The sequence below is a fragment of the Acinetobacter sp. ANC_7634 genome, assembly GCF_056779875.1.
The window spans coordinates 158,558-174,004 of record NZ_JBWYIT010000002.1; the positions used below are offsets into that span (position 1 = coordinate 158,558).

Annotated in this window: 14 protein-coding genes; 8 read left to right on the top strand and 6 right to left on the bottom strand. The window is 40.1% G+C overall.

What is annotated here, in order from left to right; translation table 11 throughout:
* The first annotated feature begins 15 nt into the window (after positions 1-15).
* From prfB to AC1M9A_RS04590, 5 genes are all read left to right on the top strand, one after another.
* A protein-coding gene (gene prfB / locus AC1M9A_RS04570; RefSeq protein WP_481609738.1) for a peptide chain release factor 2 occupies positions 16-1,111 on the top strand; the annotation gives its coding sequence in 2 pieces (ribosomal slippage) (positions 16-87 and positions 89-1,111; 1,095 coding nt in all).
* A 216-nt stretch (positions 1,112-1,327) separates the two neighbouring features.
* The gene (locus AC1M9A_RS04575) at positions 1,328-1,630 is read left to right on the top strand and encodes an ArsR/SmtB family transcription factor (protein ID WP_035265803.1); all 303 of its coding nucleotides are present in this window, start codon (positions 1,328-1,330) and stop codon (positions 1,628-1,630) included.
* A 26-nt stretch (positions 1,631-1,656) separates the two neighbouring features.
* On the top strand, positions 1,657-2,721 hold the full coding sequence (locus AC1M9A_RS04580) for an alkene reductase (RefSeq protein WP_481609739.1): 1,065 nt from the start codon (positions 1,657-1,659) through the stop codon (positions 2,719-2,721).
* Positions 2,722-2,819: 98 nt separating this feature from the next.
* Positions 2,820-4,100 (top strand): 3-deoxy-D-manno-octulosonic acid transferase, encoded by a 1,281-nt coding sequence (locus tag AC1M9A_RS04585; protein WP_481609740.1) that lies wholly within the window; start codon positions 2,820-2,822, stop codon positions 4,098-4,100.
* Positions 4,101-4,110: 10 nt separating this feature from the next.
* Positions 4,111-4,824, top strand: coding sequence for a 16S rRNA (uracil(1498)-N(3))-methyltransferase (locus AC1M9A_RS04590; RefSeq protein ID WP_481609741.1), 714 nt, complete (start codon positions 4,111-4,113; stop codon positions 4,822-4,824).
* Here the strand turns inward: AC1M9A_RS04590 and AC1M9A_RS04595 are convergent.
* Positions 4,798-5,781, bottom strand: coding sequence for a mechanosensitive ion channel family protein (locus AC1M9A_RS04595; protein WP_481586863.1), 984 nt, complete (start codon positions 5,779-5,781; stop codon positions 4,798-4,800). The two genes, AC1M9A_RS04590 and AC1M9A_RS04595, sit on opposite strands and share 27 nt — an antisense overlap.
* 453 nt (positions 5,782-6,234) lie before the next feature.
* Between AC1M9A_RS04595 and acs the strand changes: the two genes are divergently transcribed.
* Both acs and AC1M9A_RS04605 read left to right on the top strand, forming a co-directional pair.
* Positions 6,235-8,178, top strand: a complete 1,944-nt coding sequence (acs, locus tag AC1M9A_RS04600; protein WP_035265794.1) for an acetate--CoA ligase — start codon at positions 6,235-6,237, stop codon at positions 8,176-8,178.
* 149 nt (positions 8,179-8,327) lie between these two features.
* A complete protein-coding gene (locus AC1M9A_RS04605; RefSeq protein WP_481607216.1) occupies positions 8,328-9,509 on the top strand; it encodes an acyl-CoA dehydrogenase family protein in 1,182 nt (393 codons plus the stop codon).
* Positions 9,510-9,553: 44 nt separating this feature from the next.
* Here the strand turns inward: AC1M9A_RS04605 and AC1M9A_RS04610 are convergent, their stop codons facing one another.
* The 4 genes from AC1M9A_RS04610 to msuE form a co-directional block, all read right to left on the bottom strand.
* Complete coding sequence (locus AC1M9A_RS04610) at positions 9,554-10,168, bottom strand: riboflavin synthase subunit alpha (RefSeq protein ID WP_092766502.1); 615 nt, start codon at positions 10,166-10,168, stop codon at positions 9,554-9,556.
* Positions 10,169-10,246: 78 nt separating this feature from the next.
* Positions 10,247-11,395 (bottom strand): MFS transporter, encoded by a 1,149-nt coding sequence (locus AC1M9A_RS04615; RefSeq protein ID WP_306669939.1) that lies wholly within the window; start codon positions 11,393-11,395, stop codon positions 10,247-10,249.
* Between the two features lie 308 nt (positions 11,396-11,703).
* Positions 11,704-12,813, bottom strand: a complete 1,110-nt coding sequence (gene sfnG, locus AC1M9A_RS04620; protein WP_481609742.1) for a dimethylsulfone monooxygenase SfnG — start codon at positions 12,811-12,813, stop codon at positions 11,704-11,706.
* Positions 12,814-12,842: 29 nt separating this feature from the next.
* Complete coding sequence (gene msuE / locus AC1M9A_RS04625) at positions 12,843-13,580, bottom strand: FMN reductase (protein WP_035265789.1); 738 nt, start codon at positions 13,578-13,580, stop codon at positions 12,843-12,845.
* A 376-nt stretch (positions 13,581-13,956) separates the two neighbouring features.
* Between msuE and AC1M9A_RS04630 the strand changes: the two genes are divergently transcribed.
* On the top strand, positions 13,957-14,607 hold the full coding sequence (locus AC1M9A_RS04630) for a response regulator (protein WP_035265788.1): 651 nt from the start codon (positions 13,957-13,959) through the stop codon (positions 14,605-14,607).
* A 61-nt stretch (positions 14,608-14,668) separates the two neighbouring features.
* Here AC1M9A_RS04630 and AC1M9A_RS04635 read toward each other — a convergent pair whose 3' ends face one another.
* Positions 14,669-15,436 (bottom strand): hypothetical protein, encoded by a 768-nt coding sequence (locus AC1M9A_RS04635; protein WP_035265786.1) that lies wholly within the window; start codon positions 15,434-15,436, stop codon positions 14,669-14,671.
* Positions 15,437-15,447: the final 11 nt, after the last annotated feature.

Here is a 15,447-nt window from a genome sequence, read left to right on the forward strand (position 1 = left end):
TTTAGGATCTACACCGTGGAAATTAATCCTTATCTTCTCCAGCTGAAAGACTTGAACGAACGTGGTCAAACACTACGGGGGTATCTTTGACTACGATCTAAAGAAAGAGCGTTTAGAGGAGGTTCTCCGCGAACTTGAAGATCCAGCAATTTGGAATGATCAAAATCGTGCTCAAGCGATGGCAAAAGAAAAAGGTGAGCTCGAAAACGTTTTAAATGTTTTAGATGGTTTAGCAACACAACTTGATGATGCACAAGCGATGCTTGATCTTGCTGTAGAAGCGGATGAAGAAGAAATGCTTGCAGATGTTCAAGCAGAACTTGATTCAGCTGAGGCTGAACTGGCTAAACTTGAATTCAGACGTATGTTTAGTAATCCAATGGATCCAAATCCTTGCTATGTCGAAATTCAAGCGGGGTCAGGTGGTACTGAAGCTCAAGATTGGGCATCTATGCTATTACGTATGTACTTACGTTGGATTGAGCGTCATGGCTTTAAAGCTGAGTTAATGGAAGAGTCTGACGGTGATGTGGCTGGGATTAAATCGGCAACTATTCGTGTAGAAGGCGAATATGCTTATGGTTGGTTACGTACTGAATCAGGTGTACATCGCTTAGTCCGTAAATCACCTTTTGACTCAGGCAACCGTCGTCACACTTCATTCTCAGCGGTTTTTGTGTCTCCAGAAATTGATGACAACATTGAAATTGAGATCAATCCAGCAGATGTTCGAACGGATACATACCGCGCTTCAGGTGCAGGTGGTCAGCACATTAACAAAACAGATTCTGCCGTGCGTTTAACCCATGGACCTACTGGAATTGTGGTTGCTTGTCAGAACCAGCGTTCACAACATGCTAACCGTGATCATGCTTGGAAACAGCTTCGTGCTAAATTGTACGAATTGGAAATGAATAAGCGTAATGAAGCAGCTCAAGCACTAGAAGATTCTAAATCGGATATTGGGTGGGGGAGCCAAATTCGATCTTATGTGTTGGATGATTCACGTATTAAGGACTTACGTACTGGCGTTGAAAATTCAAATACGGGTGCCGTGCTAGATGGTGATCTTGATAAATTTATTGAAGCTAGTTTGAAACAAGGGCTTTAATATTTTTTTAAAAAAAGGCAGGGCAAAAGCCCTGCCTTTTTCGTTCTAGCACGAAGCTTGCTAGATTAAATCAGTTCAATGTTAGAATCAGAATTATTCGGCACAGTCATTCATAAACTCGATTTGTTAAATATCGTAATAATTCGATATTAATATCTATAAAAATCGATATAATGAGTTCAGCACAGTGCAGATCATTAACTTGAGTGAAATGAGATGGATACTGAAGCAATTTTTAAAGCCTTATCGAACCCGATACGCCGCCAAATTTTACAATGTTTAAAAGATCCAGAGCGCTTTATTCCACAAGATGAGTGCGTGCAAGATTTTAGTCGTGGCGTATGTGCAGGACAGATTGAAAAAATTGCAGATGTATCTCAGTCAACCATGTCTAATCATTTATCTGTTTTACAGCAAGCAGGTTTGGTTCATGTTACTAAGCATGGTCAATGGTCTTATTTTTCTCGTAATGAAGCACTGATAAAAAGTTTTGCAGAACACCTTCAACAATCACTCTAACGATAATGAGTGAAGAGGATAGATGAATGACTGATTTTAGTAGCCCAGTAGTCTTTGGTGAATTAAAGCTCAAAAATCGCGTGGTTATGGCACCTTTAACGCGTAGTCGTGCGACAGATGATCGCGTACCAACAGAAATGATGGCTGAGTATTATGCGCAACGTGCAAGTAGTGGATTAATTATCTCAGAAGCGACCGTAATTTCTGAGGAGGCGAATGGCTATTTAAATACGCCAGGATTATTCACTGATGCTCAAGTAGAAGGGTGGAAGAAAGTAACCCAAGCTGTTCATGATAAAGATGGCTTAATTGTCGCTCAGCTTTGGCATGTTGGACGTGTGTCACATCCAGATTTACTGAAGGGTGATATACCCGTTTCGGCGAGTGCTGTTCAACAAGCCGGACATGTCAGTTTGTTGCGTCCGAAACGTCCTTATGTCTTGCCACGTCCATTAAAAATTTCTGAAATTCACGCGATTACAGCGCAATATAAAGAAGCAGCAATTCGTGCTAAAGAGGCAGGATTTGATGGTGTGGAATTGCATGCGGCGAATGGTTATTTAATTGATCAATTCTTGCAATCGAAAACCAATCAGCGTGAAGATGAATATGGTGGCTCGGTTGAAAATCGTGCGCGTTTCTTGTTAGAAGTCGTGGATGAGCTAATTGAAGTTTGGGGTGCTGGTCGAGTAGGTGTACATTTAGCTCCTCGTGGTGATGAACACGATATGGGTGATGATGATCCACGTGAAACTTTCGGTTATGTGTTAGAACAACTCGGTCAAAGACACATTGCATTTTTCTTTACACGTGAATATTTGGCAGAAGACAGTATTAGTCAAGAATTAAAAGCGCGTGGACAAGGTATTCCTTTTATTGCCAATATGCGTTTAAGTCGAGAGGATGCTTTACAACTTCTCACTTCAGGTCAAGCTGATGCAGTGTCTTTTGGTAAAGATTATATCGCCAATCCTGATTTATATGAGCGTTTGGTACACAATGCTCCTTTGAATGAATTAAAGTTAGAAAATATGATCGGGACGAATGTGGCTCAAGGCTATATCGATTATCCTTTTTTACAAGGAAATTGAAATTTAAGATAAGTATTTGAACCGAAAAAATTCGCAGGGTATGATCTCAACTTCGTGGTCATGCCCTATTTTTTTAAGAAAGCTCGAGGTCTTACGTTTTGACAACTCCATTTTGGTATAACGCAGCATTGGCTTTACTAAAGCCAATTTATAAATGGCGTATAAAAAAGCGAGCAGACAATATTGAGCAATTTCATCAAGAGTGCTTAGAGCGCTTCGGTCCGTTTCAATCTCCAAAAAATCTTAATGCGATATGGTTTCATGTGGTTTCAGTTGGAGAAACCAATGCTGCACAACCTCTGATAGAACATTATTTAAAGCTTGGGTATGCTGTGTTGGTTACGAATACCACCAAAACAGGTCAGGCACGAGCTAAATCCTTATTTGCAAAAGCACCATATGTAGATCTTTTTCAAGCAGTATATTTACCTGCAGATCAAAAAAAATTAGTCAGTGCTTTTTTTAAAAAATATCAACCTAAAATGTTGGTTTTGGTTGAAACAGAACTATGGCCTAATTTAATTGATCAGGCGAAAATTAGTAAAATACCCACTTTTTTGGTGAACGCACGTTTATCTAAAAAGTCAGCAAAAGGATACGCCAAAGTACCAAGTATTACTCAGCCTATGCTCAGCGGTCTGACTCAACTTTTGACTCAAGATGAAGCTTCACTGAATCGATTTAGGGCTTTAGGTGCTGCTACAGCGCATAGTCAAACAGTGGGTAGTATTAAGTTTGATATTCATGCGCCCGAAGAAATGCTATTGAAAGCGCAACAAATTTATCAAGATTGGGATTTGCAAGCACGCCAAATTATTACGATTGCAAGCACACATCATCCTGAAGAGAAAAATCTGTTATCTAAGTTTAAAGATTATTTAAATGATCATCCTGCCGTCTTGCTGATTATTGTACCGCGTCATCCAGAACGTTTTGATGAAGTTGCACAAGCCATTCAAAGTCATGAGTTAAAAATGCATCGACGTAGTTTAGGTGAAATTATTGAGGCTGATACACAAGTTTATCTTGCTGATAGTATGGGTGAAATGTGGATTTGGTATGCATTGAGCCAAGCAAGTTTTGTGGGTGGATCATTAAATGAACCTGGCGGTGGGCATAATATCTTAGAGCCAATATCACTCAATGTCCCGACTGTGATTGGACCGAACTACTTTAACTTTCAAACCATTGTCGATGAATTTGTGGAAGAAAAAGGGATTCTAATCGGTCAAACTACGGAAGAGGTGGTGAATCATCTTATTCAGTGCTTATCTCAGGATGAAACGATTTTAGCAGTACAAAATCAGGCTCAAAAGATCATGCAACGGAATACAGGGTCATTGCAAAAACATATTCATGTCCTGAATCAATACCTTTAGTTTTAAGTATATGAATATTGTATTGCTTGATCCTGTATCAGCACAGGATGACCTCTGGAAGATTCAATCAGCACGCCAAATTGAGCATCTGAAGCATCAACTTGATATTAAAATTGGAGATACTTTAAAGGTTGGTATTAGAGGTGCTGGTCGATATACAGCTGAGGTCATAGAAATTTCTGAAAGGAAAATCTTAATTCAGCCACTCTATGAAGAGCCTGTACCGAAGAAATTACCTGTAACGTTAATCGTTGCTATGCCTAGACCGAAAGTATTGAGACGATTGATTCAAGATGCTGTAACTTTAGGCGTAGAAAAAATCATTTTGCTGCACAGCTATCGGGTCGATAAAAGCTATTGGCAAACACCATTTTTACAGCAAATTGATCACTATGTTCAACTGGGCTTAGAACAAGCGGGTGATACATTTCCACCTGAAATCGAAATATATAAACGCTTTAAACCTTTTGTGGAAGATGTTCTTCCTCAAATGATTTCCGTTGAACGACCAGCTTATGTAGCACATCCTTATGCAACCCACAGTATGCCTCATGCGATTGAGCACCCATGTACGATATTGATTGGGCCTGAAGGTGGTTATATTCCTTATGAGATTGATTTACTCATAAAAAACGGCTGCCAAGCTGTCAGCTTAGGCAACCGAATTATCCGTACTGAAACAGTGATTCCTTATGTGTTAGGTTGTCTGTTTAGCACGTGGTGACTCATCTTCTTGTGAAGAATCTCCGCGATAGACTTTAACCTCTTGAACTGGATATGGAATCGAGATTTCATGTTCAGCAAAAGCTTGAATCACTTTTTCTTGAACTAAACTAATAGATGTAGATGTCGCAGTTTCACCCGTATTCACCCACCAACGTACAGTGAGGTTGATTGAGAAATCAGCTAAGGCAGAGACATTCACGCTAAATGCAGGTTGACTGAGGATTTGTTGATCCCGGTCTAAAATACTCAAAATAATATCTTTCGCTTTTTGAACATCATCTTCGTAACCAATACCGACCACGAATTCACAACGACGACGTGGATATGCCGTATTAACAGTAACTGCATTGGTATAAACCGTTGCGTTGGGAATAACGATACGGCGACCATCAGGTGAACGTAAGTAGGTTGCACGAATTTGAATATCTTCAACGGTCCCCTCTAAACCATTCACAATGATATCGTCGCCAATTTTGAAGGGTTCACCGAGTAGAATTAAGATACCAGAGAGCAGGTTTTGAAAAATATCTTTAAATGCAAAACCAATTGCGACAGATCCGATCCCCAGTGCACTCATCAGCTGTCCAGGTGTAAACCCTGGAATTGCAATAACCATCGCAATTAAGAAGCCAAAGAAAATAATAAAAGAGCTACCGACGCGGTTGAGGACGAGCACTAAATTTTGTTTGGTATATGAACGCTCTGAAAGTGCTTTTCTGACAAATAATTTGAACAGCTTAGACAACAACCAAAATAAGGTAAATACAATCAAAGCAATACAGATATAAGGGATTCGTTCCCAAAAGCCATCCATGATTTTATCAATGGTGGTATATGCATCATTGTATTTCGCAGTATGTGCAATGACGGTTTGAGCCGTTTTCTCACTTGCATCTTGTAGAAGTTGAGTCGTACCTTGAGCCACCTGACTCAAAGAATTTTGTTGTTCAGCCACGAGTGTTCCAAATGTATTGAATGTTTACATTTTGCCTGAAAATACAGTGAATAAAAATCACGTTCGCAGGTTTTATCGTCATTTTTATTCATTGAATAAACTGAAAATAACAAAAAAATTGCATGTTTTTATAAACATTCAGCACCTTGTCCAACAAAAAAATCGAAATGGTATTTATTGATAAAAAAATGGAGTTTTTTGACAACGACAGATTTTACTTGCTTAGGAATGATGATCAGCAATGATTCGGATCATTGATTGTTAGATATTTTAGGTTGTTCAATTGGCAAGAAGATACGGATAACTTTTGAAATAAATGAATGCTCAGTCTACGACCAAAGCATGATTGTTTGAAATTTTAAAGTATAGTCATACTCAAGATATAAGACAAAAAATGATCAGTATGATCAAGACAACTCTCGAGATGAGAAACATAAATCAAGGATGCGAATTATGAATGAAATATATCCAGTACCCGAAGTTTTTAAAAAAACTGCACGAACCAATGAAGAGCAATATTTCGAGCGGTATAAAGCATCTATTGAAAACCCCGAAGCATTTTGGACCGAAGCAGCCAAGAAACTAGACTGGATTAAGCCTTTTACACAAGTCAAAAATACCAACTTTGATAAAGAGAATTACAAAGTTGAATGGTTTGCAGATGGCCAATTAAATGTCAGTGAAAACTGTCTCGATCGACATTTAAAAGAACACCCACATAAACCTGCGATTATTTGGGAAGGTGATCATCCATCACGCCATAAAATTATTTCATTTGAAGAATTACACGATGAAGTTTGTCGTTTTGCCAATGTTCTCAAGAAGCATGGCGTGACCAAAGGCGACCGTGTTGTTCTGTATATGCCAATGGTCCCTGAAGCAGCCATTGCGATGTTGGCATGTACGCGTATTGGCGCAGTACATTGCGTGGTGTTTGGAGGTTTTTCACCAGATTCTTTAGCAAGTCGTATTGATGATAGCCAAGCAAAAGTCATCATTACAGCAGACTCGGGCATGCGGGGTGGTAAGCCAATTCCACTGAAAGAAAACGTTGATGCAGCGATGGAGCTTGAAGGGACGAGTTCTGTACAAAATGTCATTGTGGTGCATCGTACTGGTAACCCAATCACAATGCATGAAGGTCGTGACCTGTGGTATCACATGGAAATCATGACAGTCACAGATATCTGTCCACCTGAACCAATGAATTCAGAGGATCCGCTGTTTATTTTATATACTTCAGGCTCAACGGGTAAACCTAAAGGTGTGCTACATACTACAGGCGGTTATCTGACTTACGCGAACTTTACCTTTAGGGAAGTATTTGATTTAAAACAAGACGATATTTTCTGGTGTACCGCTGACGTCGGTTGGATTACTGGTCACTCTTATGTGTTGTATGGTCCGCTTTCAAATGGGACGACAACATTGATGTTTGAGGGTGTTCCACAATATCCAACTTGGGCACGCACAGGACATATTGTAGATAAGCACAACGTCACAATTTTATATACGGCACCAACGGCGATCCGAGCGATGATGCGTGAAGGTGATGCATTTATCCGTGAAAGTGACCGTAGTAGTTTACGCTTGTTGGGCTCCGTCGGAGAGCCAATTAATCCTGAAGCTTGGAACTGGTACTACACCGTAGTTGGTGAAAGTCGTTGTCCAATTGTAGATACATGGTGGCAAACTGAAACAGGTGGCTTCATGATTTCGCCTTTACCGGGCGCAACTGCACTTAAACCTGGTTCTGCAACACGCCCATTCTTTGGTGTACAACCTGCTTTGGTTGATGCTGATGGTAAAGAGCTAGAAGGAGAGGCTGAAGGTAATTTGGTGATCAAAGATTCTTGGCCAGGACAAATGCGTACCATTTGGGGTGATCCAGATCGTTTTATCGAGGCATATTTCTCAACTTATCCAGGGAATTATTTCACGGGAGATGGTGCACGCCGTGATAAAGATGGTTATTACTGGATTACGGGGCGAGTGGATGATGTTCTGAACGTTTCGGGACACCGCTTGGGGACTGCAGAGATTGAAAGTGCATTGGTTGCACATGAACATGTTGCAGAAGCAGCCGTTGTGGGTATGCCACATGACATCAAAGGTCAAGGGATTGCAGCCTATGTAACTTTACAGGCAGATACGCCAGAGTCAGCAGAACTCAGGAAAGAGCTAGTAGGTTGGGTAAGAAAAGTTTTAGGACCTGTGGCTACACCAGATGCAATTTATTGGGCGCCAGCATTGCCAAAAACACGTTCAGGCAAGATTATGCGCCGAATTTTGAGAAAAATTGCTGCTAATGAGCTAGATAGTTTGGGGGATACCTCAACTTTGGCAGATCCACAGGTCGTGGATCAATTAATTGCTGAAGTGAAATCACAGCAGTAATCCCGATTAAACAGACGAAGTCATGTTTTAAATACCGTTAGTTCAACTAGCGGTATTTTTAGTTCAGTGATAAGAAAAGCAGGCATTGTGATAAGTCAAATCATGTTGATCTGCTAAGCTTATCAGCAGATGCGATACGGAACATAACAATGAATTCTCCCCTAAATTTTAACCCTGAAACGCCACTTGAGACTGCGCAAATACTTGCATCTGAGTTTGCGAAGACCGCAGCAGAACGCGACAAACAAGGTGGAAATCCAAAGGCTCAGCGAGATCTAATTCGACAAAGTGGTTTGTTGTCTTTATCTATTCCAAAAGAATTTGGTGGGCAAGGTGCAACTTGGAGCACGATTTTTAAAACTATTCAAACCATTGCTCAAGTTGATAGTTCACTTGCGCATGTATATGGCTTTCATCATTTGCTTATTGCGACGGTACAACTTTTCGCACAGCCAGCTCAATATGGAGATTGGTTTAGACAAACTGCCAAACACAACTTATTTTGGGGAAATACGTTAAATCCATTAGATCGTAGAACAACCGCGAAACAAGTTTCTGACGAAGAATTTATCTTCCATGGTGATAAAAGTTTTTGTTCTGGATCAATTGATTCAGATATCTTGCTCTGTTCAGGATTTAATGAAGATGGAAAGTTACTGATTGGCGTGATTCCAACAGCACGAGAGGGCGTGAGCTTTCTTGGAGATTGGAATAATATGGGGCAACGTCAAACGGATAGTGGTACCAGTCATTTTGAACAGGTCAAAATTCGCAAGGATGAATTACTCCTCAATCCCGGTCCTTTAAGTACACCTTATTCAAGTTTGAGACCGCTAATTGCTCAATTGATTTTCGTGCATTTATTTTTAGGTGTTGCTGAGGGAGCGTTCAATGTTGCGAAAGAGACAGTTCAAACACAAAAAGCTTGGTCGAAATCACTGGTTGAACAAGCGGTGAATGATCCGTTTACCCAAAAGCATTTCGCCGAATTTTATGTGCAACTTGAAGGTGTGCGCTTGCTCGCGGAAAAAGCGATCAATACATTACAAAAGGCGTGGGATGAAGGGGAAACATTAACTGCGGAGCAACGTGGTGAAGCCTCAATTGCAATCGCCACCGCCAAAATCGCAGCGACTCATACTTCACTTTATGTGACACAAAATATTTTTCAAGTGATGGGTGCACGCGCGACTACTGCAAAACTGAATTTAGATCGATTCTGGCGTAATGTACGAACCCAAACCCTGCATGATCCAATTGATTATAAATATCAGGAAGTCGGAGAGTGGGCATTAACTGGAAAAATTCCAGATCCAAGTTTCTACTCTTAGATCCAATTGATTATGAAAAAAGCCTCTATCGTAGAGGCTTTTATTTATTTTTGATGAATATTTTCTAAAGTATCGACAAGCGTACGTGTCATCTGATCAATTTCGTAATTGACTTGATCGCCGACTTGAACATATTTCCATGTGGTTAGGCGTAAAGTTTCTGGAATAAGATCGATTGAGATTTGATTGTTTGCACGATCAACCCGATTGACTGTCAAACTGCAGCCATTTAAACCGATAAAGCCCTTTAAGAAGAAATATTTGATATTGCCATTTGGAATTTCAAGGTCGATATGAAACGTTTCACCATTTTTGGTTAAATGCTTTACGGTTGCAGTGCCTTCAATATGACCATATAAATTATGCCCACCATTCTCAGCACCTACTTTAGCGGAGCGTTCAATGTTGACCTCATCACCGACGTTGAGTTGACCTAAAGTGGTTAATTCAAGTGTTAGATTTGAAACATCAAAATGCACTTGACCAGCGATCAAATCAATTTGTGTAGCGGTTAAGCAAACACCATTAATCGCAACACTGGCGCCGATAAATACATCATGAAAAAGATTGAGCGCATTAGAAATAACAAAAGTCCGATATCCCTCTTTATGCTGTATATCTAATACTTTTTCTAACCCTTGCACGATACCTGTATACATAATAAACCTTTGCCTAAAAATAAATCTTAATTGCTTTTAATCCTACCTGATATCGTAGAGATGATCATCTTACGCAGATCAATTGGTTCTAGGTAAAAAGAAGGTCAATACACCCAGTAGTGGTAAGTATGAGCTAAAGTGAAAGACCCAACGAATACCTTGATGATCTGCTACATAGCCCAAAGCTGCTGCCGCGATACCGCTGATCCCAAACATCAAACCAAACATCAAACCAGAGACCATGCCGACACGACCTGGCATCGCTTCTTGTGCATATACAACCATTGCTGAAAATGCGGAAGACATAATCAATCCAGCAAGAATCGCAAAGATACACGTCCACATCAAATTCACATGTGGCATGAGTAATGCAAAGGGTGCCATGCCAATAAAGGAAATCCAAATGACAGCTTTACGACCTATTTTGTCACCGATAGGGCCGCCAGCAAAAGTACCGATTGCTACTGCGGCTAAAAAAGCAAATAAATAAAGCTGAGCTTGTTGAATACTGACCTGAAACTTTTCGATCAAATAGAAGGTATAGTAATTTCCAATACTTGCAATGTACGTGAATTTTGCAAACATTAACGCACAGATAATCACAATTCCCTGTACAAGTTTAGAACCTTTCAACGGTGTTGATTGCTTGGCTTTTACTGCTGAAGCAGCTTGAACACCATATTGAATGGTCCATCGACTGATTCTGTAAAGCAGATAAATAGCGAAAATGGCAAATATCATGAGCCAAGCAACTGAGGCTTGGCCGTTCGGTACAATGATTGCTGCGGCCAACAGTGGCCCAACGGCAGAGCCGCTATTACCACCCACTTGAAAAGCGGATTGAGCAGTTCCGAAGCGACCACCTGATGCTGTTCTCGCTACTCGTGAGGCTTCTGGGTGAAAGGCAGATGAGCCCACACCGATGAGTGCTGCTGAAATCAGTAAGATTGGAAAAGTCCATGCAAATGCCAGCAAAACGATACCTAGCAGTGTAACGCACATACCCAAAGGGAGGAGGTAGGGCTTAGGATGCTTATCAGTGTAGAGTCCAACCCAAGGTTGCAGAATAGATGCAGTCATTTGATAGACCAAAGAAATAATCCCGATTTGGGTAAAGCTCAAGTCAAAATTGAGTTTCAGCATGGGATAAATGGCTGGTAAGCAAGACTGGATCAGATCATGTAATCCATGCGCTAATGCAATAGCGAAAATAATATGAACCGCCATTTTATTCGCTGAAGCACCAGAGGAATTGTTTGAATGTTCTATTGATTGAATTGAACCCATAAGGCTGTGCTGTCTTCATTTTTGAGGTGATTATAACCGTGCAACAGCGGAACAATGTACGATTTATTCAATTTTCGATGTACTGTTGCTGATCAGATTATATGAACTATCCAATAAAAAGCCCCCAAGCCGAGCCTTGGGGGTTAAGTTGCTACTGCATGACGCTATTATTATAGTTATCAGGGTCAAAACAAGACTGAACAAAGCGCTGATTTCATTCAGATCGTTGTTAATTAATCGAAGACCAATTAAGCTGATTTAGCGGTAATGTGTTGTTGCTGTTCAGCTTCGAGTTTTCGAACTAAAGGCAGTACTTTTTCACCAAAATATTCAACTTCCTCTATAAAATGTAAGAAGCCAGATAAGATCAGATCCACACCAACTGATTTTAATTCAACGATACGTTCAGCAATTTGTTGCGGTGTACCGATGAGATTTGTTCTGAACCCGTCGTTGTATTGGACAAGATCTTCAAATGTTGATTTTGCCCAGTTACCTTCACCTTCTTGAGTTGCGGCACCAGCTTCACGAGTTGCATCACCAAAGGCATTGACTGCTTCTACATTTGCATTGTCAATGATTTCTTGAAGTACAGCTTTTGCTTCCTCTTCAGTATCGCGAGCAATGATAAAGGCATTCACCCCAATTTTGACTTGATGTTGATTCAGCTTGGCTTTTTCACGGATGTCATCAATCTGCTTTTTAATTTCAGCAGGCGTGTTTCCATTGGTGAAATACCAATCAGAAACACGAGATGCCATATCACGTGCGGCACGCGAGCTACCCCCTTGGAAAATTTCAATATGTGGGCTTTGAACAGGTTTTGGCTTCAAGGTGTAGTCTTTAAATTGATAATATTTTCCATCAAAACTAAAGTTATCCTGCGTCCAAATGCCTTTTAAGCTACGAATAAACTCCTCTGAACGTGCATATCGTTGATCGTGTTCAGGCCATTCTTCACCGATGGCATCAAATTCACCACGGAACCATCCGCTCACAACATTAATAGCGATACGACCATTGGTTAAATGATCAATTGTCGCGAGCTGTTTAGCCGCCAGCGCGGGTTTCCAAGGGCCTGGTAAAATTGCTGCGATTACACGTAACTTTTCAGTTTTTGCCAATAAGCCATGACTAAAGCTTACAGATTCATGCTGATTCTCCGCACCGTATCCTGCCGTGAATCGAATCTGTGTCAAAGCATATTCAAATCCACTTTTTTCAGCAGCTTGCGCGAGTCGAACATTGTAGTCGTAGCTCCAGTCTGTTCGTTGTTCAACATTACTGACGACAAGACCACCACTGACATTTGGAACCCAATAGGCAAATTTAATCGCTTGTTTTTCTGCATTAGACATGGCTTATACCCTCATTGATTCAATTATATTTATGCCACTTCAATTTTTGGGGCAGCATTATTCTTGTGATGCAAGCGTGACTCTGCTGCATCTAAACTTGGTACTGCTGCTGAAGGCAATACTTCTTCTTGTTCGATTTGTTTGTTAATGCCCAAGTTCTGATTGGCTTGTTGGGTTTTATCTTTAACGACTTCAGCACGTTTACCTTTGGCTGGTGCCCACTCTAAAATTGGTAAAGCACGAGCAATGGCTAAGGTAATGCGCGCACGTAATAGTTCACTGTGAATGGTGTATTCAGGCGTAAAATCACGATCAGTTGCATAAACGCCAATTGGCAAAGTCTGTGCTTGGAAGAAGCTAAATAAAGGACGCAATTGATGCTCAAGTACTAAGGCATGGCGATCACTGCCCCCTGATGCAGCTAGTAATACAGGCACATCAACCAGCGCAGTTTGTTCTACAAAGTCAAAGAAATGTTTAAATAAACCTGTGAAAGATGCGCGATATACGGGCGTTCCCACAATCAATGCATCCGCGGCTTCAACAGCAGCAAGATCATCTTGAACACGTTGCGGCAGCTGATTGCGATAAATGGCACCACCTAATAAATGACCGATTTCGCTAAATTTAATAAAATGCACATTAATAGGTGTTGCTTCACCTAACTCATCCAAAATCGCTTGAACAAGCGCTTCAGTTTTTGAAGGATTATTTAGACCGCCAGAGACAGCAACGATATTTAATGGTTTTTGTTGAGCAGTAGACATAGTACAAACCTAAAAATTTAAAATTAATCTCGGATGCACTATTTATGTGGATTTATGCTTATTCTGTAAAATAAGCAAAATAAGAATAAATATCATTTTTGCGTATATAGCGATAATTTAATCTTTTTGAGATATAAATAAGTGATAAATAACTGAATAAACGTATATTTATGATTATGAATAAGCTATTTCAATATTTGAATAAATTTTATATTTAAAAGTGATGTGCTTATCGAATTTTCAAAATTACATAAAAAAATCGCGTTTGTAAGATTTAGCCCGACATTTTCTGCAAAAATTCGTTAATATTTATATATCCTTAACAGCTATAGCACAGTTAGTATATTGATTGTGTTTGAGATCTCTCGCCTCGCTTATGAATATTTTAATCGTTGATGATCATCCACTGTTTCGTCATGCTTTAATTCAAGCAGTTCGTTACAGCTTACCGCAAGCCCAAATCCATGAAACAGCTGCTGTTAATGAATTTTATGAACGTTTAGAAAAAGGTCCTGAACCAGATTTAGTGCTTTTAGATTTGAATCTTCCAGGTGCATCAGGCTTCTCAGCGTTGGTGCATGTGCGTGCACAGTATCCATCGTTACCAATTATTGTCGTATCGGCGCATGAAGAAGTTTCAATTATTCAACGCTCGATTGCACATGGTGCAATGGGCTATATTCCAAAATCAGCGCATCCAAGTCACATTGGTGAAGCGATTCGTCAGGTATTAGAAGGGGATATGTGGTTACCACCAAACCTGCCTGCGAATTTAAACTTTGATCCACGTGCTGCAGATGAAACAGCTTTAGCAGAACGTATTCAATCTCTAACACCACAACAATTCCGAGTGTTAATGATGGTTGCGGAAGGTTTGTTGAATAAACAGATCGCATACGAACTTGATGTTTCTGAAGCAACGATTAAAGCGCATGTGACCGCGATTTTCCGTAAATTAGGCGTTCAAAATCGTACTCAGGCTGTATTAGCGATTAATGCATTAAACATCGAAGAAAAACGTGTTTAATTGATTCTTAGATTTGAAAAAAAGACCTAATCAAAGGTCTTTTTTTCGATGCGTATCTACTTTAGGCTAAACAGTCCTGTTTAGGTGTCAACTCATTACAATATAGAGGATTGAGTGCACATTGAAGTTCATCAATTTGATCTTGTGTTACATAGCCCTTGCGTTTTAAATATTCTGCAACGCGATCATCTCTAAGACTTAAAAAAGCGGCATCATAAACTTTCAGATCAACAAAGAGTGCAGCCGTTTCAAGTCCATTAAAACGATCTAAAAATACCTCATTGCCATACATGAGAAAAATATGATCGAAATCTGCATATGCATCGATGCCCAGTTGTTCTGCGAGTGCAAGCGGCGGTGTTTTGATGAAGAGTAAATCTGAAATTTCATCAAACTGCGTGGTATCCAGCGTATTTTCACCAGTTTTCACTTTACCAAGCCAAGCTTTAAAGACCAAAACGGCACCACCACGCAACAACATACTCCACACTTGATGACGCGTATGTTCATCTAAATCTCGGCATTCTGATGCTAAACGTTGAATAAGTTGATTTTCTTGTTGTGCCAATTTATCAAATAAACCTAAGCCTTGAGGGTGATAAGCTGCTGGTGTAAATACATCAAATTTTAATTGTTCAAAAACCTGTAAAGCCAAAGGTACTGCAGTTTGGTAAATCTGTTCTAAGGCACGTACATGTACATTTTTTAAGGATGTAGATGGAAAAATTTCTTGCCACTTGATTTCAGGCAAAATTGCATTGGCACCATATTGGCGATGAAATTCGTGATTACGATCTAAACCATGTGGCATAGCTTCTGAAATATTCATTGCAAGACTCC